19 protein-coding genes are annotated in these 20380 nt (G+C 74.8%); 8 read left to right on the forward strand and 11 right to left on the reverse strand.

What is annotated here, in order from left to right; genetic code table 11:
* Positions 1-43 precede the first annotated feature (43 nt).
* The 4 genes from ACFVU3_RS12455 to ACFVU3_RS12470 all read left to right on the forward strand — a co-directional run bounded on the left by ACFVU3_RS12455 (position 44) and on the right by ACFVU3_RS12470 (position 5021).
* Entirely contained in the window at positions 44-1054 is a 1011-nt protein-coding gene (locus ACFVU3_RS12455; RefSeq protein WP_390066006.1) for a 3-oxoacyl-[acyl-carrier-protein] synthase III C-terminal domain-containing protein, read from the forward strand.
* 61 nt (positions 1055-1115) lie between these two features.
* Positions 1116-1409 (forward strand): acyl carrier protein, encoded by a 294-nt coding sequence (locus ACFVU3_RS12460; RefSeq protein ID WP_390065837.1) that lies wholly within the window; start codon positions 1116-1118, stop codon positions 1407-1409.
* Complete coding sequence (locus ACFVU3_RS12465) at positions 1406-2905, forward strand: AMP-binding protein (RefSeq protein ID WP_390065838.1); 1500 nt, start codon at positions 1406-1408, stop codon at positions 2903-2905. The genes ACFVU3_RS12460 and ACFVU3_RS12465 overlap by 4 nt, the downstream gene beginning before the upstream one ends.
* 91 nt (positions 2906-2996) lie before the next feature.
* The gene (locus tag ACFVU3_RS12470; RefSeq protein WP_390065839.1) at positions 2997-5021 is read left to right on the forward strand and encodes a thioredoxin domain-containing protein; all 2025 of its coding nucleotides are present in this window, start codon (positions 2997-2999) and stop codon (positions 5019-5021) included.
* Between the two features lie 75 nt (positions 5022-5096).
* Here the strand turns inward: ACFVU3_RS12470 and ACFVU3_RS12475 are convergent, their stop codons facing one another.
* On the reverse strand, positions 5097-5495 hold the full coding sequence (locus tag ACFVU3_RS12475) for a rodlin (protein WP_376599753.1): 399 nt from the start codon (positions 5493-5495) through the stop codon (positions 5097-5099).
* A 96-nt stretch (positions 5496-5591) separates the two neighbouring features.
* On the reverse strand, positions 5592-6626 hold the full coding sequence (locus tag ACFVU3_RS12480; protein WP_390065840.1) for an LCP family protein: 1035 nt from the start codon (positions 6624-6626) through the stop codon (positions 5592-5594).
* A 160-nt stretch (positions 6627-6786) separates the two neighbouring features.
* Here ACFVU3_RS12480 and ACFVU3_RS12485 point away from each other — a divergent pair, with 160 nt between their 5' ends.
* Positions 6787-6972, forward strand: coding sequence for a hypothetical protein (locus ACFVU3_RS12485; RefSeq protein WP_390065841.1), 186 nt, complete (start codon positions 6787-6789; stop codon positions 6970-6972).
* 73 nt (positions 6973-7045) lie between these two features.
* On the opposite strand, the gene ACFVU3_RS12490 is transcribed toward ACFVU3_RS12485, so the two are convergent.
* Entirely contained in the window at positions 7046-7456 is a 411-nt protein-coding gene (locus tag ACFVU3_RS12490) for a rodlin (RefSeq protein WP_390065842.1), read from the reverse strand.
* 219 nt (positions 7457-7675) lie between these two features.
* On the opposite strand from ACFVU3_RS12490, the gene ACFVU3_RS12495 reads away from it, so the two are divergent.
* Positions 7676-8089: a rodlin gene (locus tag ACFVU3_RS12495; protein ID WP_390065843.1), complete on the forward strand. Its 414-nt coding sequence runs from the start codon at positions 7676-7678 to the stop codon at positions 8087-8089.
* Between the two features lie 174 nt (positions 8090-8263).
* The gene (locus ACFVU3_RS12500) at positions 8264-8497 is read left to right on the forward strand and encodes a chaplin (RefSeq protein ID WP_390065844.1); all 234 of its coding nucleotides are present in this window, start codon (positions 8264-8266) and stop codon (positions 8495-8497) included.
* A 75-nt stretch (positions 8498-8572) separates the two neighbouring features.
* Here ACFVU3_RS12500 and ACFVU3_RS12505 read toward each other — a convergent pair whose 3' ends face one another.
* A complete protein-coding gene (locus tag ACFVU3_RS12505; RefSeq protein ID WP_390066007.1) occupies positions 8573-9844 on the reverse strand; it encodes an FAD-dependent oxidoreductase in 1272 nt (423 codons plus the stop codon).
* A 44-nt stretch (positions 9845-9888) separates the two neighbouring features.
* Positions 9889-11196: an ATP-grasp domain-containing protein gene (locus ACFVU3_RS12510; protein ID WP_390065845.1), complete on the reverse strand. Its 1308-nt coding sequence runs from the start codon at positions 11194-11196 to the stop codon at positions 9889-9891.
* Between the two features lie 201 nt (positions 11197-11397).
* Here ACFVU3_RS12510 and ACFVU3_RS12515 point away from each other — a divergent pair, with 201 nt between their 5' ends.
* Positions 11398-13101, forward strand: coding sequence for a glycoside hydrolase family 26 protein (locus ACFVU3_RS12515; RefSeq protein ID WP_390065846.1), 1704 nt, complete (start codon positions 11398-11400; stop codon positions 13099-13101).
* A gap of 3 nt (positions 13102-13104) precedes the next feature.
* Here the strand turns inward: ACFVU3_RS12515 and ACFVU3_RS12520 are convergent, their stop codons facing one another.
* From ACFVU3_RS12520 to ACFVU3_RS12545, 6 genes are all read right to left on the reverse strand, one after another.
* Positions 13105-14247 carry a GNAT family N-acetyltransferase gene (locus tag ACFVU3_RS12520; protein WP_390065847.1) on the reverse strand — a complete coding sequence of 381 codons (1143 nt, stop codon included), beginning with the start codon at positions 14245-14247 and terminating at the stop codon, positions 13105-13107.
* Complete coding sequence (locus tag ACFVU3_RS12525) at positions 14244-14930, reverse strand: lipopolysaccharide biosynthesis protein (protein WP_390065848.1); 687 nt, start codon at positions 14928-14930, stop codon at positions 14244-14246. The genes ACFVU3_RS12520 and ACFVU3_RS12525 overlap by 4 nt, the downstream gene beginning before the upstream one ends.
* Positions 14931-14990: 60 nt before the next feature.
* Complete coding sequence (locus tag ACFVU3_RS12530) at positions 14991-16139, reverse strand: glycosyltransferase (RefSeq protein ID WP_390065849.1); 1149 nt, start codon at positions 16137-16139, stop codon at positions 14991-14993.
* Entirely contained in the window at positions 16136-16939 is an 804-nt protein-coding gene (locus ACFVU3_RS12535; RefSeq protein ID WP_390065850.1) for a polysaccharide deacetylase family protein, read from the reverse strand. The genes ACFVU3_RS12530 and ACFVU3_RS12535 overlap by 4 nt, the downstream gene beginning before the upstream one ends.
* Positions 16836-18641: a murein biosynthesis integral membrane protein MurJ gene (murJ, locus tag ACFVU3_RS12540; protein WP_390065851.1), complete on the reverse strand. Its 1806-nt coding sequence runs from the start codon at positions 18639-18641 to the stop codon at positions 16836-16838. Before murJ ends, ACFVU3_RS12535 begins: the two co-directional genes overlap by 104 nt.
* Before the next feature lie 397 nt (positions 18642-19038).
* Positions 19039-20379, reverse strand: coding sequence for an O-antigen ligase family protein (locus ACFVU3_RS12545; RefSeq protein WP_390065852.1), 1341 nt, complete (start codon positions 20377-20379; stop codon positions 19039-19041).
* Between the last annotated feature and the right edge of the window lies 1 nt (position 20380).

Consider the following 20380-nt stretch of genomic DNA (forward strand, 5'->3'; position numbering starts at 1 on the left):
CCCTGGGCAGTGACAGACGGAGAATCGAGGGACCGGCGTGGAGATGGGCATCGTCGCCGTCGGGACGGCGTTCGGCGAACTGTGCGACGTACGGGAGACGGCGGCCGAGTACCTGGTCGACCCCGCGGTCGCCGAGAAGATGGGCTACGACACGTACCACCGGCTGGGCGCCGGTGACACGCCCACCGCCCTCGCCGCGCGCGCCGCGCGCGAGGCCCTGGAGGACGCGGACCTCGACGTGGACGACCTGGACCTCCTCGTCGTCGGCGTCTCCGACGTCCCCGAGTACCTCGGCTGGGACACCTCCGCCGCCGTCGCCCGCGCCCTGGGCGCCCGCACCGTCCCCACCGTCCAGTTCACCCAGTCGTGCGCTGCCTGGTCGCCCGCCCTGGACCACGCCGCCGGCGCCATGGCCCTCTCGCCCGACATGGACACCGTCCTGCTGGTCCTGGTCAACGTGCTCAGCGAGGCGCACGCCAACCGGATGGACTTCAACGCCACGATCGCCAGCGACGGCGCCGTCGCCGCCGTCCTGCGCCGCGACCACCCCCGGCTGCGCCGGCTCTCCTCGGCCCACCTCACCAACTCGGACTACGCCGACCTCTTCCGCATCGAGTACGGCGGCGCCACGGCGCCCGTCGAGCCGGAGGGCGGGGGCAACCTGGACGTGGACCCGAAGATCGCGGTCTTCCGCCACTTCGACCGCGACCCCGCCCGCTTCGAGCAGTTCGAGCAGGAGATCCGCGCCCGGCTCGCCGGCGTCGTCGACACCGCCCTCGTCCGCGCCGGACGCGAGCGCCACGAGATCGCCCGGCTCGTCTTCATCAACGACAACCAGCGGGCCATCCAGGAGGCCGCCGAGGCCATCGGGCTGCCCGTCGAACTCAGCAACGCCGACCTGGCCCGCGAACTGGGCCACATGGGCGCCGCCGACCAGCTGGTCTGCCTCTGGCGCCACGTCGAGGCCGGCGAGCTGGCCAAGGGCGACCTGGTCGCGCTGGCCGGGATCTCGGCACCCGGAATGCACTGGTTCTGCACACTCATCGAGGTGTGAGACCGCCACCGCGGTCCGGGCGGTCCGGCCCGGCCGGCGGGGACCCGCGAGAGGAGACACCATGACCACCGAGCCCCGGACGGCACCGGCAGGGACCGTCACGGAGGAGGAGATAGCCGGCTTCGTCGTCGAGCGCTTCCTGCCCTCCGTCGACGTCGCCGAGCTCGACCCGGAGTACGACCTCCTGGCCACCGCCGTCCTCGACAGCCTCGGCCTCCTCCAGGTCGCCGCCTGGCTGGAGAAGCGGCACGGCGTCGTCGTGCCCGACCGGGAGCTGACCGGCCCGCGCTTCCGCAGCGTGCGCGCCATCCGCGAGACCGCCGAGCGGGCCGCCGCGGCCGGCGGCCGGTCATGAGCCGCGGCCTGGCCGAGGCGTTCGCGGCCCACGCCGCCGAACGGCCCGAGGCCCCCGCGCTCGTCTGGGAGGACCGCCCGGTCGGCTACGGCGAGCTCTACGCCATGGCCGACCGGGCCCGCACCCGGGTCGAGGCCGCCGTCCCCGGCCCGGACCACCCGGTGGGCCTCCTCGTCCGCAAGTCGCCCGAGGCAGTCGCCCTGGTGCTCGGCTGCCTCATGGCCGGCCGGAGCTTCCTGCTGCCCTCCCGCGAACTGCCCGAGGAACCCCTGCGGTCCCTGTACGCCCAGGCCGGCTGCCGCGCGGTCCTGAGCACCGAGCCCCATCCGCTGGCCGACCACGTCGTGGACCTCACCGGCCCCGCGACGGACCCCGGGCCGGCCCGGCCGCCCGCCCCCGTCGCCGACGACGCCGTCGGCTTCATGCTGACCACCTCCGGATCGACCGGACTGCCGAAGATCGTGCCCGTCCCCACGGGCGCCGTCACCCGCTTCACCGCCTGGGCGGGCGCGTCCTTCCCCCTCGGCCCCGGCGCCCGGGTGCTGAACTACGCCCCGCTCAACTTCGACCTGTGCCTCCTGGACATCTGGAGCACCCTCGCCCACGGCGGCACCGTCGTCCTGGCCGACCCGGACCGCGGCGCCTCCCCGTCGTACCTCCGCGACCTCGTCGCCGACCACGGCGTCACCCTGATCCAGGGCGTCCCGCTCCTCTTCCAGCTGCTGATCGAGGCCACCGCCGACACAGGCCCCCTCACCACGCCCGAGCACATCGTCTTCGCCGGCGAGAGCACCCCGGGCCGCGTCCTGGACAGTCTCGAGAAGGTCTTCCCCGACGCCCGCTGGTACAACAACTACGGCTGCACGGAGACCAACAACAGCTTCCTGCACACCATCGACCGCACCGCGCCGGTCCGCGCGCCCCTGCCGATCGGCCGCCCGCTCCCCGGCGTGTCCTGGCTGATCGCCGGGGCCGACGGCGAGCCGGTCACCGGCCAGGGCCGCGGCGAGCTGCTCGTCAGCACGCCCTTCCAGACCGCCGGCTACCTCAACGCCCCCAACGACCGCTTCGCCCCGCACCCGGACGGCGAACCCGGCCTCGTCTACTACCGCACCGGCGACGTGGTGACCCGCCACGAGGACGGCACCGTCAGCGTCCTCGGACGCACCGACTTCATGGTGAAGGTGCGCGGCTTCCAGATCAGCACCCAGAGCGTCGAGCAGGTCCTGCTGGACCACCCGGACGTCGTGGAGGCCGCGGTGATCGCCCTCCCCGACCCGGTGGCCGGCAAACGCCTGCACGCCGTCCTGCGCGTGACCGCCCCGGGCGCCGTCTCCACCCTGGCGCTGCGCAGCCACTGCGCCCGCCACGTGGTCCGCGCCGCCGTACCGACCGCCTTCGACCTGACCACGGACCCGCTGCCCAAGACGTCCACGGGCAAGGTCGACCGCAACCTCGTCCGGCGCGGCCTCGAAGCCGCCGCGACGACCGGCTGACGGCACCGGGCGCACCCGCCCCCGCCCGCCCCCGCGCGCCGCTCGGGTGGCGTATGGGCGGGCCGGAGGCGGGTGCGCGAGGATGGGGCCCATGGCGAACCGACTGGCCCATGAGACCTCTCCCTATCTGCTCCAGCACGCCGACAACCCGGTCGACTGGTGGCCCTGGTCGGCCGAGGCGTTCGAGGAGGCCCGGCGCCGCGACGTCCCCGTCCTCCTGAGCGTCGGCTACAGCTCCTGCCACTGGTGCCACGTGATGGCCCACGAGTCCTTCGAGGACGAGGCCACCGCCGCGCTGGTCAACGAGCACTTCGTCGCCGTCAAGGTCGACCGCGAGGAGCGGCCCGACGTCGACGCCGTCTACATGGAGGCCGTCCAGGCCGCCACCGGCCAGGGCGGCTGGCCCATGACCGTCTTCCTCACCCCCGACGCGGCCCCCTTCTACTTCGGCACCTACTTCCCGCCGGAGCCCCGCCACGGCATGCCGTCCTTCCCCGAGGTCCTCGACGGCGTCCGTGCCGCCTGGGCCGACCGCCGCGGCGAGGTCGCCGAGGTCGCCGACCGCATCGTGAAGGACCTCGCCGGCCGCTCCCTCGCCGTCGCCGGCGACGGCCTGCCCGGCGAGGAGGAACTCGCCGCCGCCCTGCTCGGCCTCACCCGCGAGTACGACGCCACCCGCGGCGGCTTCGGCGGCGCCCCCAAGTTCCCCCCGTCGATGGTCCTGGAGTTCCTGCTCCGCCACCACGCCCGCACCGGCTCCGAGGGCGCCCTCCAGATGGCCGCCGACACCTGCGAGGCGATGGCCCGCGGCGGCATCTACGACCAGCTCGGCGGCGGCTTCGCCCGCTACGCCGTGGACCGCGCCTGGGTCGTCCCGCACTTCGAGAAGATGCTCTACGACAACGCGCTGCTCTGCCGCGTCTACGCCCACCTCTGGAAGGCCACCGGCAGCGACCTCGCCCGCCGGGTCGCCCTGGAGACCGCCGACTTCATGGTCCGCGAGCTCCGCACCCCCGAGGGCGGTCTCGCCTCCGCGCTCGACGCGGACTCCGACGACGGCACCGGCCGGCACGTCGAGGGCGCCTACTACGCCTGGACGCCCGCCCAGCTCGCCGAGGTCCTCGGCGAGCAGGACGCCGCCCTCGCCGCCACCCACTACGGCGTCACCGAGGACGGCACCTTCGAGCACGGCAGCTCCGTCCTCCAGCTCCCCCAGGAGGCGGGCCCCGCCGACGCCGGCCGAATCGCCTCGGTCCGCACCCGGCTGCACGCGGCCCGCGAGCGGCGCGAGCGCCCCGGCCGCGACGACAAGATCGTCGCCGCCTGGAACGGCCTCGCGATCGCCGCCCTCGCCGAGACCGGTGCCCTCTTCGACCGCCCCGACCTGGTCGAGCGCGCCACCGAGGCCGCCGACCTGCTGGTCCGCGTCCACCTCGACGACGGCGGCCGGCTCGCCCGCACCTCGAAGGACGGGCGGGCCGGGACCAACGCGGGCGTCCTGGAGGACTACGCCGACGTCGCCGAAGGCTTCCTCGCCCTCGCCGCCGTCACCGGCGAGGGCGCCTGGCTGGACTTCGCCGGACTCCTCCTGGACCACGTCCTCGACCGCTTCACCGGCGAGGGAGGCACGCTGTACGACACGGCCCACGACGCCGAGACCCTCATCCGGCGCCCCCAGGACCCCACCGACAACGCCACCCCGTCCGGCTGGACCGCCGCCGCCGGAGCACTGCTCTCGTACGCGGCCCACACCGGCTCGGAGGCCCACCGGGCCGCCGCCGAGGGCGCGCTCGGCGTGGTCAAGGCGCTCGGCCCGCGCGCCCCCCGCTTCATCGGCTGGGGCCTCGCCGTGGCCGAGGCCCTGCTCGACGGCCCCCGCGAGATCGCCGTGGTCGGCGCCGCCGCCGACCCCGCCTTCCAGGAGCTGCGCCGCACGGCGCTGAGGGCGGCCACCCCCGGGGCGGTCCTCGCCGCCGGAGCCCCCGGCAGCGAGGAGTTCCCGCTCCTCCGGGACCGCCCCCTGGTCGCCGGGTCACCCGCCGCGTACGTCTGCCGTCACTTCACCTGCGACGCACCCGTCACCGACCCGGACGCCCTGGCCCGCGGGCTGCGCTGAGGCCCCGAACGGACACGGCCCCGCCGCCCTTCCGGAGAGGGGTGGCGGGGCCGCGCCGTGGCCGAGCGGCGATGCTCAGTGGTTGCCGGCGCCGTTGCCGGACAGCACGGGGATGTCGCTGAGGATGTGCGACAGCGGCTCGTCGCCCTTGGCCTGGGTCGAGTTCTCGACGCACTGCTGGTTCTGCGGGGAGGACAGGACGTTGATGTCCTGGACCGCGATCGGGATGGCACCGATCAGCGAACCGGCGTTGACCTTGGCCGGGAGGCCGATGCACGGCTTGTTCAGGGAGCCCTGGACGAGCGCGAACTGCGGGCTCATGTTGCCGTAGGTGGCGGAGTTGCCGAACTCCTGGTGCGCGCCGTTGCCGGAGAGCGAGGTGGTGCCACCGTCGTCGGCGATCGCGAGCGCCTGCCCGGCCGTCGCGCCGACGACCGAAACAGCCACCGCAGCGGTCGCGAGGAGCTTCTTCATGTTCTGGCCTTTCGGATGACTGGCCCGCGCCGAGTGGCGAGCCGTGCTGATCAACTGGCCGGAGGGCCGGAGGTTCCGGCATGTCCACCGGACGGCCTACGGGCAGATGAGCGAAGAACCCCTGGCGGGGGCGTAGTCGGCGACGGAGATCCCGCTCGGGGCGACGGCGTCGCCGGACGGCAGCGGACGGTCGGCGCGGAGCCGCGCGAAGACCTTCGCGGCTCCCTCCTCGTCCCAGCCCACCGTGGACCCGACGCCCTCGACGAGCGGGTTGAAGCCCCGTACGGGGACGGTCGCCAACTCGGTGCGGGACGGGCCGACCGCCCTCAGCCGGGCGGCGAGCGCGAGGAGCCCGGCCGGCGAGACGCCGCGCTCGACGGCCTCGGTCCCGCGCAGGGTCGAGGCGAGCGCCCTCAGCCTCGCCGGGTCCTTGAGGATCCCGCCGGACCGGATCCGGTGCAGCGTGTTGACGACGAACTTCTGCTGCTTCCGGATGCGGCCGAAGTCCATCTCCCCGTCGGCCTTCCGCGAGCGCACGTACTGCAGCCCCTCGCCGCCGCCCACCCGTCGGGTGCCGACCGCCAGGTCGAGTCCGGTCGCCGGGTCCTTCAGCGGCTTCGCGGTGCAGATCGGGACGCCGCCGTCGATCCGGTCGACGGTGTCCATGAACCGCCGGAAGTCGACCTCCAGATAGCGGTGGACGTCGAGTCCGGTCGCCGCCTCGACGGTCTCGATCGTCAGCAGCGGGCCGCCTTCCGCGTGGGCGGCGTTGATCTTCGCGAGGTGGCGCTCGTGGACGGCGCCGGTCCGCAGGTCGGTGTGGGGGCCGGGGAGTTCGGCCAGCGAGTCGCGGGGCAGCGACACCACGCTGACCCGGTCGTTCCTGGCGGAGACGTGCACGAGCATCATCACGTCGGTGCAGTCGCAGTCCTGGCCGCCGAGCCGGAAGCGTGTCTTCTCCGCGGCGGTGACCCCGGACCGCGAGTCCGTACCGACGACGAGCAGGTTCAGTCCCCGTGCGGGAGCGGGGAGTTCGGCGGGACCGCCGAGGGCGGAGGCGAGGGCACCGGGGGCGAGCGCGAGAAGCGCCGCCGGTGCGACCAGGAGCCGCCACGGGCGCGGGAATCTCATGCCCGCACGGTATTTCGGTGCCGCTCGCACAGAGATACGCGACGCGACATCGAGTTCCTGAATCACTCCGTTGCGAGGCTTGTGTAATGATGCGGGAATAGCAGCGGAAGGAGCGAGGATGGCGCCGCCGGATCCCGGGAGTCCCGGGAAATGGGAACGGATGGCCTTCATTCCGAAGAGCCGGTATGTGAGCGAGCCGCAGATCGCCGACCCGATCCGGTCGACGCAGCAATTTCCCGTCTATTCCGCCCTGGTGACCCAGTGGACGCAGGCGGGCCGGACGGTACCGGGAATGCCGGACCGGGAATGGGAGCGGCTGATGTCGACTCCCGTCTGGCCGCGTTAGGGCTCGTACGCGCGAAGGGGCCGCCCCGGCGGGGCGGCCCCTCGACGCGCGGACGTCGCCGGGGAGGCGGACGTCAGCCGTTGGCCACGCCGTTGCCCGAGAGGATCGGGATGTCCTCCAGCAGGTGCGACAGCGGCTCGTCGCCCTTGGCCTGCGTCGAGTTCTCGACGCACTGCTGGTTCTGCGGGGAGGAGAGGACGTTGACGTCCTGGACCGCGATCGGGATCAGGCCCGCGAGCGAACCGGCGTTGAGCTTGGCCGGCAGGCCCACGCACGGCTTGTTCAGGGATCCCTGGACGAGCGCGAACTGCGGGCTCATGTGCCCGTAGGTCGCGGAGTTCCCGAACTCCTGGTGGGCGAAGTTGCCGCTCTTGGAGGTGGTGCCGCCGTCGTCGGCGATGGCGAGGGCGGGGGTGGCCGCGGCGGCGGAGGCGCCGACGATCGCGGCGGCGGCGGCCGCGGTGGCCATGACCTTCTTGATCACGGTAGTTCCCTTCTAGAACCGGCTCCGTGCAGGGAGCCCCCTGATCAACTCGCCCCGGACCGGCGGGTTCCGCTCTGTCACCCCGTTGGCGGAGCGCGCACGGCAGCGCTCGCCGGGGTACCCAGTCGATCGGGTGAAGCGCCGGAACCTCCCCCCTCGACGGCAGGTTGATCCGGTCGCATCAATCAGGTCGATTGGTGGGAACAGAACGGATTCACCGTGATCAAGAAGATGATGGCGGCCGCGGCCGTCACCGCTTCGGCCGTCGGCTTCGCCGCCGCGGCCGCCGCCCCCGCGATGGCCATCGCCAACGACGGCGGCACGACCTCCCTCTCCGGGAACGGCGCCCACCAGGCGTTCGGCAACTCCAAGACCGCCGGTGACATGAGCCCGCAGTTCTCCGCCGTCCAGGGCTCCCTGAACAAGCTGTGCCTCGGCGCCCCGGTCAAGGGCAACGTCGGCCCGATCCTCGGTGTCCTCGTCCCGGTCTCCGTCCAGGACGTCAACGTCCTCTCCTCCCCGCAGAACCAGCAGTGCGCGGAGAACTCCACCCAGGCCAAGGGTGACGAGCCGCTGTCGCACGTCCTGGAGGACATCCCGGTCCTCTCCGGGAACGGCATCGGCAACGGCTGATCCGGAAGCGCGCCACAGGGCCGGAGGAATTCCTTCCTCCGGCCCTGTGTCGTGTGCGCAACGGAGTGAATGCCCCGAGTCGGAGCCGAATTCCCGGTTTCCTTCGCGGGAGGTTGTCGTTGTCCCTGTGTGCGGCGGAGGCCGATCTTCCGCCGAGGAAAGGAACCAGACGAAATGAAGTGCAAGAAGGCTGCTGCCGTCATCGCCGGAGTCATCATGGCCATGGGCGCGGCCACGCCCGCCTTCGCCGACGCCGACGCGCACGGTGCCGCCATCGGTTCGCCGGGTGTCCTCTCGGGCAACGTCGTCCAGATCCCGATCCACATCCCGATCAACGTGTGCGGCAACAGCATCAACGTCATCGGTGCGCTGAACCCGGCCGCCGGCAACGTCTGCGTCAACGCCTGACCCAGGCCGCCGCATCCGCGGACACGGCACGGACCGGCCCCGGGGAGAGCATCCGCTCCCCGGGGCCGGTCCGCGTCACCGGAGGGACCGAACTCCCGCCGGCGCCCGCTCACCGCCGCGGGGCCGGCCCACCCGGGCGCCGCCCCGCCCGCCGGCCCGCAGCCGCTGCCGGACCCCCTTCACCAGCCGGCCCGCCGTGTAGCCGGCGCCGAACACGAAGCGCATGGACGGGCCGTACGAGGGGGCGGTGAGCAGCCCGGCGAGGAAGAGGCCCGGCCAGGACGACTCGAAGAGGGCTCCGGTCTCGGGCGCCCCCGCGGGGCCGGTCGTGCGCAGCGCGGACCGCAACGCCGGGTCCAGGACGCCGGCCCGGTCGAGCGAGGGGACGAAGCCGGTGGCCGCCACGACGTGGTCGGTCTCCAGGACGGCGGCCCCGTCCGGGCCCTCGACGTCGAGCCGGAGCCGGTCGTCGCCGGTGACGGCCGCCGCCGTGATCCGGTGCCCCAGGCGGACGTCGGCGACGGCGGCGAACCGCTCGCGCAGCCACCAGGCACCGGCCGGGCCGAGCGCCGAGCCGAAGAGCCGCGCCCGGGTGGGGGCGGGCAGCCGCCGGAAGACGCCCGGGGTGTCGGCGTACAGCTTGTTCCGCCAGCCGCAGCCGAGGCCCGTGTGCGGGGCGCGCAGGGCGGGCCAGGGGCCGCGGTGGAGGGCGGGCGGCAGGGTGTTCCAGTGGAGCCGGTCCGCGCGGGCGACGACGCGCACGGCGGCGGCACCGGCCTCGGAGAGGAGCGCGGCGGTCTCCAGGGCGGCCTGCCCGGCGCCGACGACGGTGACGTCCCGCCCGGCGAGCTCCCCGAGTTCGCCGTGGTGGCTGGAGTGGGTGACGTACCGGCGCGGAAGGTGCCGGAGCGGGCCGGGGACCTCCATGAAGGGGAGCACGCCGACGGCGAGGGCGACCGTGCGGGCCCGCAGCGTCCCGCCGTCCTCCGCGGTGAGGAGGAACCCCTCGGGCGCGGGCGCCACCGAGGTGATCAGCCGCTCGTCGACGGCGGGGACGGCCTGCCGGGCGAACCAGTCGCCGTAGGAGGCGAAGAAGGAGACCGGGAGCGGCACGCCGTGTGCGGCGCGCACGCCCTGGACGGCGGCGTAGGCGTCCAGGCCGTACGCGCCCGCCGGGTCGGAGAGGTGCGAGGCCCATGGCTCGGACTTGAGGAACATCCCGGAGGGCATGGCGTGCCAGGACTCCATGGGGCGGCCGAAGGTGACCGGGTCGAGCCCGTGGGCCGCCGCGTGCGCGGCCACCGACAGGCCGTACGGGCCGGCCCCGACGACCACCAGGTCATGCACCGGATTCGCCTTCGCCATCGCGTTCGCCATCGTGCCTTCCGTCTTCATCGCTGGGTGAGCTGGGTGGAGGAGCCGCGGGCCGACGGGCCCGGCAGGGTGGCCGGGTGCCGGGGCCGGCCGGCCGAGAGTCTCCGCCGCGCCGCCGTCAGGGCCTTGCGCAGCAGGTGGACGAGCCAGGCGCGGCCCATGGCGAGCGCGGGCGCCGGGTCGTCGGCGGCGAACCAGGCGCGTTCGGCGGGCCGCCGGGCGGCGCCCGGCTCGGGGGCGTACCGGCGGCCGGGGGAGGCGAGCAGGGAGAGCGCCGCGTAGTTCTCGACGACGAACCGGCGTCCGTACGCGGGGGAGTGCGGCGGTACCGGCCGGCCGGTGAGATCCAGGTGCAGGGCCCGCACCACGTCCAGCCCGGCGGCGTCGGCGAAGAGCCGGAACTGGGCGCCGGGGCGCGGGTTGAAGTCGAGCAGGTGGTACGCGCCGGTGGTCCGGTCGAGCCGGAAGTCGAGGTCGCACACGCCCCGGTAGTCCAGCGCGTCGAGCAGTTCGCGGGCGATCCGGTCCACCTCCGGGTTGGGCGCCCAGCGTCCGACGGCGGTGAGCCCGGCCCCGTCCGGCCAGGAGCGCTCCTTGCGGCCGGTGGCCCCGGCGGCGCAGCCTCCGGCGGAGTCCGCGTACCCGTGGAAGAACCAGTCGAGGCCCCGGCCCGGCGGCAGCAGCTCCTGGAGCAGCAGCCGGCTGCCGGCCTGCGAGGTGCGTCCGTACAGCTCCCGCACCTCGGCGAGCGAGCGGAGGATCGTCGTACTGCGCAGTCCGGCCCCGGCCGGGAGCAGCCAGGGGCGGCTCCACTTGGCGACCACCGGCAGCCCGAGCGCCCAGGCCATGGCGGCGGCCTCGTCGGCGCCGGCGGGGAGTCCGGTACGGGGGTGGGGCAGGCCCAGTCGGGCGCAGGTCGCGGCGAGCGCGGCCTTGTCCGCGACCCTCAGGAGCTGCTCCTCGGTCTGTTCGGGCAGCAGGATCCTGCCGTCGAGGTCGGCGCGGCGGCGGGCCAGCGCGAGGGCGCTGATGTCGTCCAGGGGCACGGCGAGCACGTGATCTGACGGGGTGTCGGTGATCTCCGCGGCGACGCGGAGCAGCAGCGCGGCCAGTTCGGTGGAGGCCGCCGGGCAGGGCCGGGGGCGGGCCGAGCGCACGTACCGCGACCGGGCGACCGGGCTGTCGGCCGCCTCGACGACCGCGTGGACCGGGATTCCGGCCCGGCCGAGGGAGCGTGCGGCGCCCAGGGTCCCGTGATGGAACGGGTTCCGGTCGAGCCGCACGAGAACGGCGGGTACGCGGGTGTCGAAAGGCGGCACGGGCATTGCACCTTCATCTCGGGTGCCCCAATTGGGCGATGAAATCCTCTAATGGACTACGGAGCGGAGGGAAGCGGAGTTCACGGTCGGCTCATTAGGAATACTTTCGGAACATCGGAATGACTGATCGTCAAGTGGTAAGCGTGTGAAGGAGCGGCCGTGGAACCTGTCGGAGGAACACCGAGAAGAACAAGAAGATGGCTGGGGGTGATCACCGCCGGCCTCCTCGTCTCGGGTTCGGTCGTGCTGTCGGCACCCGCCCATGCCGCCGCATCTCTAACGACGGAGGACCCCGGTCCGACTCTCCCCGCCACCACGGCGATGGGCGCCTTCCTCGACTCGGGCTCGCTCGGGGTCGCCCGGATCGGGCAGCTGGAGCGCTGGCTCGGCGGCCGGGAGCTCCGCGTCGGCCACACGTACCTGCCCGGCGACCTCTGGTCCAACATCGAGGGCCCGCCCGGCTTCCTCGACGCCTGGGCCGACTGGCGCAACGCGAAGCGGGACCGGCTCTTCGTCCTCAACGTCCCCATGCTGGAACGGAACGAGGCCGGCGTCTCCGACCCCGAGGTCCGCCACCGGCTCCAGCTCGGCGCCGCCGGCTACTACGACCACCACTTCCGCACGCTCGCCCGCCGCCTCGTCGAGGCCGGGGCCCTGGACACGGTCCTCGTCCTCGGCTGGGAGATGAACGGCACCACCTACACCCACCGCTGCGGTCCCGACCCGACCGCGTGGAAGAAGTACTGGAACCGGATCGCCACGACCATGCGGTCCGTACCCGGCCAGAAGTTCCGCTTCGACTTTAACCCGAGCCGGGGCCGGGACGCCGTGCCCTGGACCGAGTGCTATCCGGGCGACGACGTCGTCGACATCATCGGCATGGACTCGTACGACCAGCCGCCCGGCGCCGATTTCGACCGCCACGTGAACGAGCCCTACGGGCTCCAGAAACAGGTCGACTTCGCCGCCGAGCACGGAAAGCAGATCTCCTATCCGGAATGGGGGCTCTTCCGGAACGGCGACAATCCGACGTACATGCGGCGCATGCTGGAATGGATCCGCGACCACAAGCCGCTGTACCACACGATCACCGACTACTGCCCGCACGGCGTCTGGCAGTGCGACAACAATCCGCAGTCGTCACGGGTGTTCCGGGAAATGCTGTACGGGGCGGAGCCGTCGGTGCCGGTGGATCCGGTGGATCCGGTGGATCCGGTGGATCCGGTGGATCCGGTGGATCCGGTGGATCCGGTCGATCCGGTTGACCCGGTCGACCCGGTGGATCCGGTCGACCCCGTGGACCCCGTGGACCCCGTGGACCCCGTGGACCCGGTGGACCCGGTGGACCCGGTGGACCCCGTGGACCCGGTGGACCCCGTGGACCCGGTGGATCCGGTCGATCCCGTGGACCCCGTGGATCCGGTCGATCCCGTGGATCCGACTCAGCCCGAGCCGAAGCCCGAGCCGAAGCCGGAACCGAAGCCCGAGCCGAAGCCTGAGCCGAAGCCTGAGCCGAAGCCTGAGCCGAAGCCTGAGCCCAAGCCTGAGCCGAAGCCGGAACCGAAGCCTGAGCCGAAGCCCGAGCCGAAGCCGGAACCGAAGCCTGAGCCGAAGCCCGAGCCGAAGCCGGAACCGAAGCCGGAACCGAAGCCCGAACCCAAGCCCGAACCCAAGCCCGAGCCCAAGCCCGAGCCCAAGCCGGAACCCGAACCCGAGCCCGAGCCGAGGCCGGAACCTCAGCCGGAGCCGAGGCCCGAGACTCCGCCCGAGTGCTGGAAGGTCGAGCTCGGGGGCTGGGTGGAGAGCTGGATCGGCGGGCCGGTGTGCGTGCCGAAGGACACCGGCTGGAAGGACGGCCTGGGAGTCGACCTCGACTGGAAGGGGGCGCTGAACGGCGTCTGGCCCTTCTGACGGTCAGCCGCCCGACGCGGGGGCGCGGCCGGGCAGGCGGGCGAGGAGCCGGCCGGCCCAGGCCCGCTCCCGCGCCTGCCGGGCCGCCCAGCGCCGCGCGTCGGCGGCGCCCGCGTGGAGCCAGAGGAGCGGGGCCGTACCGCGACCGGTGAGCAGCAGGCGCCGGTTGCGGACCGGCTCCGGCCGCCAGTGGTGCTTGTACGGTTCGCTGCCCCGCAGCATGCTCAGCGTCGCCCGGCCGCCCGCGCTGGTCTCGCGGGCCCCGTGCCGCAGCAGCATCGCGGCGACGTCGACCTTGCGCTCCCGCAGCACCGGGTCGGCGCCGTACAGGTAGCCGCCGGCGAGGCGCGGCGACATCAGGGTGAGGTCGGCGGCGACCACGTCCCCGCCGAGCCGGAACTCGGTGACCATCGCGTCGCCGCGCTCCACCATCGGCCGGACCGCCCGGGCCAGGTGCTGGGCGAACCGCTCGCTGGTGTGCTCGGCGGTGACCCCGCGGCCCCGCCACTGGAGCTGGTGGAGGGTCAGGAGCCGGTCGAGGGCGGCCGGCACGTCGGGGCCGGTCACCACGTGCGCGTCGATGCCGAGGGCGTCGAGCTTGCGCAGCTTGGCCCGGACCCGCTGGGCCTTCCCGGACGGGATCCGTTCGAGCAGCCCCTCCATGGGGACGGCGGGCAGCTCCAGGCAGAGCGAGTCCGGGAGCCTGCGGCGCGGGCCCCGCCACCGGGCGAAGACCCGTTCGGCGGCGGCGCCGGGCCGCACCTCCCGCAGGTCGACGACCGCGCCCCGGGCCGTACGGGCGATCGCGCCGGCCAGCGCGTCCGCCGCCTCCGGGCGCTCGTCGTCGAGGAGGACGTCGGTGAAGTCGGTGATCGCGCCGCCGAGCTGGGTCAGCACGGGCAGCGGCCCGCGCGCCCGCATCAGGGGCGCCGCCGCCACGAGCGCGCCGTCCCCGTCCCGGACGAGCACCACCCGCAGGGCGCCGGGGCGCCCGTACGAGACCCACCAGGAGTGCAGCCAGGAGTGGGACTGGAACGGGGTGGCCGAGGAGCAGCGCCCGTACAGGTCGGTCCACTCCGCCGCGAGCCGTCCGAAGTCCTCCGAGGTACGGCAGAGCTCGGTCCGCAGGGTTCTTCCCAAGGTCACACCGCCTCCGGTTCCGGCTGGTGGGCGGCGGGCGCGGGCACGGCGGCCCCGGTCCCGGCGTGGGGCGGGGCGGCCGGACGGGAGTGGCGGCCCTCGCCGCGCCCGGCGGCCCGCTTCGGGCGGACCAGCAGCGCGAGGCCGCCGAGCAGTCCGCCGGCGCAGGCGCCGACCAGCGCGGAGAGCGGCGCGGACGGCGACACCGGGTCGGCCGGCCGGGTCGCGCGGGAGAACTGCACGACCTTCACGCCCGTGCTGCCCGCGACGTGCGAGGAGTTGAGGACCAGGGAGCGGGCCACCCCGTCGGCGATCGACACCGCCTGCGCGGGCTTCGCCGCCCGGGCGGTGATCGAGATCATCGGCGCGTCCGGGGAGGTCTCGGCCCGCACGCTCTCGCGCAGGGTGGCGGTGGTGACGCCCGCCCACACCTGGGCGTCGCCGGTCACCGCGATGTCGGTGGCGACCCGCCCGTACGCCTGGGCGAAGCCGAGCGCCGCCGCCGGGTCGGACTTCTCGCCGGGGACGACGATGACGTAACTGGTCGCCGCGTACTCGGGGGTCTTCAGGACCCCGTAGCCGCCGCCGAGCGCGGCCCCGGCGACCACGGCGGCGGGCAGCACCGCCCAGCGGCCGGGGGAGCGCAGTCGGGCGGGCAGGCGGACGGCGCGGGGTGGGGTGGTGGTCATGACGGGCTCTCTCGCTTCACGGGGCGCCGGGCGGGCGCCGGAGGGACGGGGGCAGGGGCTTCAGGGGGACTGCACGGAGGCGGGGCGGCCGTGGACGGCCCGGTCGTAGAGGGTCATCAGCCGGTCGGCGCTCCGCGCGATGTCGTAGCGGCGGGCGGCGGCGGGCGCGGGCAGCCGTACGGGCCCGGGGCCGCGCGCGGCCCGCAGGTCCCGCAGGGCGCCGATCAGCTCGGGTACCGACTCGCCGATCCGGCGGGCGCCCGGCGCCGCGTCCGCCGGCAGGTCCTCGATCGCCGGACACGCCACGTACAGCACCGGCAGTCCGGCGGCGAGCGCCTCGACGACGGCGAGGCCGAAGGTCTCGTCGGGCGAGGTGGAGACGAAGACGTCCATGGCGGCCAGGAGTTCGGGGAGCATCGGCCCGGCGGGTCCCTCCGCCGGCGGGTCCTCGCAGGCGCCGAAGAAGAGGACCCGGCCGGCGGCGCCGCACTCGCGGGCCACCGCGCGCAGCTCCTCGCGCCGCTCGCCGTCGCCGACCAGCAGCAGCCGCGCCTCCGGCACCGACGCCACGGCCCGGATCAGCCGGTCGAACCGCTTGCCCGGCGCGAGCCGCCCCACCCCGCCGACCACGAACGCGTCCTCGGGGATCCCGAGCACGCCCCGGGTGAGGCGGCGGGCGCGCGGGACGAAGGCGAAGCGGCCGGTCTCGATGCCGTTCGGCACGACCTCGATCCGGTCCGGTGCCACGCCCCAGTCGGCGAGCCGGCGGGCCACGCTCGCCGAGACGGCGACCGTCGAGGTGCCGAGCCGCTCCGAGGCCAGGTAGAGGGCGCGGGTGCCCGCCGACAGCGGGCGGCCCTCGATCTGCGAGGTGCCGAGCGAGTGCTCGGTGGCGATGACCCGGCGGACCCCGCCGAGCCGGGCGGCGAGCCGGCCGTAGACGCAGGCCCGGTAGAGATGGGTGTGGACGAGGTCGTAGCCGCCCTCGCGGACGAGCCGGGCGAGCCGGGGCAGCGCGCCGACGTCCCGGTTGCCGGTCATGCCCAGGTGGGTGACCGGGGTGCCGTCGGCCTCGATGCCGACCGCCACCGGCCCCGGGTTGGTGAGTGTCACCACCCGCCCCTGGACGGGCAGGTGACGCAGCAGCAGCCGCAGCTGCTGCTCGGCCCCGCCGATGCCGAGCCCCGTGATGACGTGCAGCACCTTCATCCCAGCACCGCCGCGGCCGGGCCCGCCTGGACGGGGATCAGCTCGGCGGGATGGCGGCGGCGCAGCGGGTGCAGGGCCCGCTTGGCGGTGAGCCGCCACGAGGTGTCGTCCTCGCCGATGTGGACCCGCGGCAGGGCGTGCGCGCTGGTCAGCGGGCCGGGATCGATGCCGCAGGCGTAGCCGTACCCGGCCTTGCGCACCGCGCGGACCACCCGCGGGTCGACCGCACCGTACGGGTAGCAGAAGCCGTCCACCGGGCCGCCGGTGATCTCCTCCAGGAGGGTCCGGGAGTGCCGGGTCTCGTCCGCGAGGGTGGCGTCGTCGGCCTCCGTCAGCCGCCGGTGGGTCAGGCCGTGCGAGCCGATCTCCATGCCGGCGGCGGCGATCCGTTCGATGCCCTCCTCGGTGAGCAGCCGCTTGCGCGGGCCCTCGGCGTCCCAGTCGTTGACGCCGCCGAGCCGGCCCGGCAGGACGTACACGGTGGCGGTGAAGCCGTGCCGGCGGAGCAGTGGCAGCGCCGAGTCGAGGAAGTCGGCGTAGCCGTCGTCGAAGGTGAGGCCGACGAGCCCCTTCTCCCGCCCCTCGGCGGTCGCGGCGAGCAGCTCCCGCACCGACACCCCGCGCAGCCCCCGGTCGCCCAGCCAGTGGAGCTGCCGGGCGAAGCGCACGGGGGAGACGGTCACCCGGTACGGATCGTCAGTGGTGTCCGTGATCGAGTGGTACATCGCCACCCACAGGGGCGGCTTCACCCACAGGGGCGGCTTCGGCAGCAGACGGCGCAGCGCGGTGGGGGCGGGCATGGGCGGTCCTTCGGCGTCGGAGTGAGCGGTGCGGGAGGGGAGGGATCTCCGGCGCCTTGGCGGCGCAGGCGATGAAGAGCAGGAACACGCCGGCGACCACCAGGCCCGCGACGGCGAGGGAGAGCAGGGGCGGCCCGATCGCCGTCGAGCAGAGCCAGCCCGCGCCGGTCGCCCAGGCGGCCGCGGTGGCGAGCCGCAGCAGGCCCTCGCCGAGCCGGTCCGCGCGCACCGGGACGGTCTGCCGGTGGGCCCCGCGCAGCAGCAGCACGGCGGTCAGCGTGATGCCGAGCGCGTTGGCGGCGGCGATGCCGACGGCGCCCCAGGCGTGCGCGCCGGGCACCCCGGCGGCGGCGGTGGCGGCGAGCCCGGCGGCCATCGCGGCGGCCGGGTACCAGAGGGGGCGGGCGGCGGAGAAGTAGCAGCGGACGAGGGCGCCGACCATGGTCTGGCCGAGCAGCCCGAGCGCGTAGACCCGCATGACGGCGGCGGTGGCGACCGTGTCCGTGCGGTCGAACTCACCTCGCTGGAACAGAAGCTCGACAATGCGGGGGGCGGCGGCGATCACCACGGAGGCCCCCACCAGGACCACCACCGCCGCCAGCAGCAGATCCCGCTCGACCCGCCGCCGCGCCCCCTCCGGATCGCCCGCGGCCAGCGCCCGCGCGACCACCGGGAAGCTGACCGTGCACAGCATCAGCGACAGGATCATCGGCAACTGGGCGATCTTCTGCGCGTAGTTCAGGTGCGAGATCGCCCCCGACGGCAGCGGCGCGGCGAGGAAGCGCTCGATCAGCGTCTGCGACTGCCGGGTCAGGGAGAAGGCGACGACCGGCGCGATCAGCCCGAACACGATCAGCCGCCCGTCCCCGCCGAGCTCCGGCGCGAGCGTCTCCGGCTCCCGCGACGGCACCGGTCGCGCCCGCAGCTCGCGCAGCAGCGCCGGCGCCTGCACCAGCACCATCAGCACCCCGCCGACCGCGACCCCGGCGGCGGCCGACCGCACCCCCCACGGCTCGCGCAGGAGCACCATCGTGCCGATGATGCCGACGTTGTACGCCACGTAGATCGCGGCCGGCGGCAGGAAGACGTGGTGCGCCCGCAGCGCCGCCGAGCAGTAGCCGACGAGCGCGAAGGTGAGCACACAGGTCGCCGTCAGCCGGGTGCAGTCCACCGCCAGACCCGGGTCGGAGAGCCCCGGAGCGAGGAGCCGGACGACCGACGGGGCCGCCACGACCAGGACGGCGGCGGCGAGCCCCACCGACAGGGTGAGCCGCGGCAGCGTCCCCCGCACCAGGTCCCGCACCGGATCCCCGAACAGCGTTCCCGAACGGCGGGCCAGCGCCCGTGAGAAGGCCGGCACCAGGATCAGCGCCATCGCGTCCTCGATGAGCAGCGTGGACGCGAACTCCGGCACCGTCCACGCCACCAGGAACGCGTCCGTCTCCGCACCCGCGCCGAAGTACCCGGCGAGGATCTGGTCCCGGACGAGCCCGAGCACCGCCCCGACGGCGGTCAGCCCCGCCGTCACCGCCGCCGCCTTGGCCAGGAACCCGCGCCCCGCCCCGCCCGCCGCCGGCGCCTTCACCCGGGCGTGCGCCCGCCGCCCGGTCCGCGGGACCGCGGGCGGGGCCGCCAGGGTGGCGGTCGCCGCCCCGGCCCGGTGCCCGGCCGGCCCGGAGCCGCCCGGGGAGCGCCGCGGCACCCCGGCGTCCGTCGGACCGGGCGCGGGCGCCCACACGTCGGCGGCGGCCGTCGCGCCACGGCGGACGGAGACCCGCCGGGCTCCCGCGAGACCACCGGGACCGGACGCAGGACCGGACGCGGGCCTCGGGGGTACGGAGCCGGCCCCGGAGCCCGCCCCCGCCCCGGAGCCCGCCCCCGCCCCGGAGCCCGCGCCCGCTCCCGCACCGGCCCCCGGCAGCACGGCGGCCCCCGGGGCGCACGGGGAGTCCGTGGCGCCCGGGGGCAGGGGGGACCAGGGGTCGGTCAGGGGCTCGCCGCGCGGCGGGCACGGAGGACACGGCGGGACGGCGCCGGGACCACCGGGCCCCGGCGGCGCGGCGTACGCGTCCGTGGGATCCGGCGGACCGGCCCACGGGTCACGCACCGCGCACCTCCACCGGTCCCTCGGGACCGGGCGTCAGCGCCCACCAGGCCGCGAGGCCGAACACCACCGACATCAGCACCGTCGACGGGCCGCCGATGTCCGCGTAGAAGAAGTCGATCAGCTGCCAGGCGAGCAGCCCGCTCGCCACCAGCGCGCAGTCCGCGCCCGACCGGCGCCGCCGCAGCGCGCCCACCAGCAGCGCCAGCCAGCTCCCCGCCAGCGCGATCAGCCCGATCAGCCCCTGCTCGCTGAGGATCAGCAGGTACATGTTGTGCGGCGAGAGCAGCGGCTGCTTCCGGAAGCCCGCGCCCGCGCCGGCCGTGTCGCTGCCGGAGGAGAGCGCCACCGAGGCGTTCGAGTCCCGGTACTGCGGGAAGCCCTTCAGCCCGACCCCGGTCAGCGGCTCCGAGGCCCACATCCGCCCGGCCGCCGCCCACATCGTGTACCGGTCCGTCACCGACTGGTCCGGCGCCGCCGTCACCTGCGTGATGCTGGTGACCCGCTCCTTCACCATCGACGAACCGATCCCCAGCCCGCCGACCAGCACCACCGCGAGCGCGCCCACCACCAGCGTCACCCGCGCCGCCCGGCGGACCCCGCCGAGCAGCAGCTGGATCCCGCAGGCCAGCACGGTCGCGATCCACGCGCCCCGGCTGAACGACAGCACCAGCGGCACCACGAGCAGCACCGCGCAGACAAGCGCCGCCGTCCGCGTCCGTCCCGCCGGAGCGCCGAGCGCGATCCCGGTGACGATCACGAGCCCGTACGCCACCACCGTCGCCATGCCCATCACGTCGGTCGCCCCGAAGGTGCCCACCGCCCGGATGTCCTCGCCCTGGTACGAGGCGCCCGTCCCCGTCAGGTACTGCGTGACGCCCACCGCTCCCTGGAGCAGCGCCAGCGCCACCAGGCCCCACGCCACCACCGCGAAGTCCCGCCGGTCCCGGACCATCAGCAGCACCGCCGCCGGGACCAGCACGAAGACCTGCACGTACCGGGCGACGCCCGGCAGGCTCGACGCCGGGTCGTTCGAGGTGATCGCCGCCAGGCAGACCCCGAACACCGGCATCCCCAGCACCACCGCCGCGGTCCGGGTCAGCGGCCGGGCGCCGCCGCGCAGGACCCGGACGAGACAGACCAGCACCAGCAGCCCCGAGGCCGCGTCGGCGACCGTGCCGGTGCCGCCCGTCCCGCCCTGCGCCCCGCCGCCGCCCGGCACCAGGAGCAGCGCGATCACCGCGAGGACCGGGGACAGCGCCCCGGCCCGCCGCGCCCAGGCCCGGGCGTCCGGCGTCCCCGCGAGGACCGGCACCGTCGTCACGGCCGTGGCCATC

Origin of the sequence: Streptomyces sp. NPDC058052, from assembly GCF_042885515.1 — a bacterium.
Taxonomy (GTDB): Bacteria; Actinomycetota; Actinomycetes; order Streptomycetales; family Streptomycetaceae; genus Streptomyces.